Here is a 1,027-nt window from a genome sequence, read left to right as displayed (position 1 = left end):
TTCGATGACAAGAAAGGCTCATTTAAGGTTACAGCTAAGGAAGCTGCTAAGTTAATTTCAACTTTTGGTGGACAAAAGCTTAATGTAGTCTCTACGCAACACCTAAGTCTGGCTTGAAGAATGGTACTGAAATTGACAACACCGCTCAACAAGTGAACGCAGGTAACGTCTACAAGACAAACATGGTTAAGAACTATGTATACAACTTGGATCCTAAGAAGGATGTAATTGAAAATCTTGGTAATCCTAAGTCTCTTGACCAACAAGAAGTTGGTTTCGGTCACGTTGTAACTTACGCGCTTAAATCTTCAATTCTTCCTAAGAATTACAAGTTTGATACTGATTCATGGAGTATGGAAGATCACTTAGATAAGCGTGACAACTTTAACAACCACTGGTACGTATACGCATTAACAGACATTGACCTTGGTAATGGGCAAAAGGTAACTAAGAATACTGATATTTCTCGTTACTTTGACTACAATTACAATGATAAGGATTCTGTTGTAACTGTTTTTGCTACTAAGGCATTTAAGGACATTCTTAACAACTATAACAAAGACCAACAAGTTCAATTCCAAACATTAATTGAAGTTAATCGTCAAGGTTACGGTGTGGTTAATAATACCTTTATTGAATACCACAACAAGGCAAAACAAAACAGTAATACTGTTGAAACCGTAACTTACAAGCCTATTACGCCACAAGCTTCTAAGGTTGTAACTGTCGGACGAGAAACTGTTGATGGCTTAACTAAGGTTGTTAATGACTCTGAAAAAACTGTGATCCAAGGTGATACTGTTTCTTACACCCTTAACGGTCAACGCTTAGAAGAAAACCACGCAATGGTTGATTCTTTAACTTATGTTGATGACTTTGATAAAGATGTAACCTTCTCTGGATTTGACGTATACTTACGTGATAAGTCTGGTAAGTTTACTAAGGCTGACAAACCTGCAACTTACTTTACAGTTAAGACTGAAGGTTCTAAGGTAACTTGGACGGCTACAAAAGCATTACAAACTTT

General features: G+C 36.6%; 1 protein-coding gene. It reads left to right on the top strand.

Going from position 1 to position 1,027, the window contains the following annotated elements; translation table 11 throughout:
• Positions 1 to 113: 113 nt before the first annotated feature.
• Positions 114 to 1,027, top strand: a 914-nt coding sequence (locus tag JCM10991_RS14135; protein WP_035189143.1) for an LPXTG cell wall anchor domain-containing protein, incomplete at its 3' end; no start/stop codon positions are given.

It is taken from the genome of Ligilactobacillus equi DSM 15833 = JCM 10991 (genome assembly GCF_000615765.1).
GTDB classification, from domain to species: domain Bacteria; phylum Bacillota; class Bacilli; order Lactobacillales; family Lactobacillaceae; genus Ligilactobacillus; species Ligilactobacillus equi.
The sequence above is the reverse complement of the archived record's forward strand: the minus strand, read 5'-3'. Positions and strand labels throughout refer to the sequence as shown.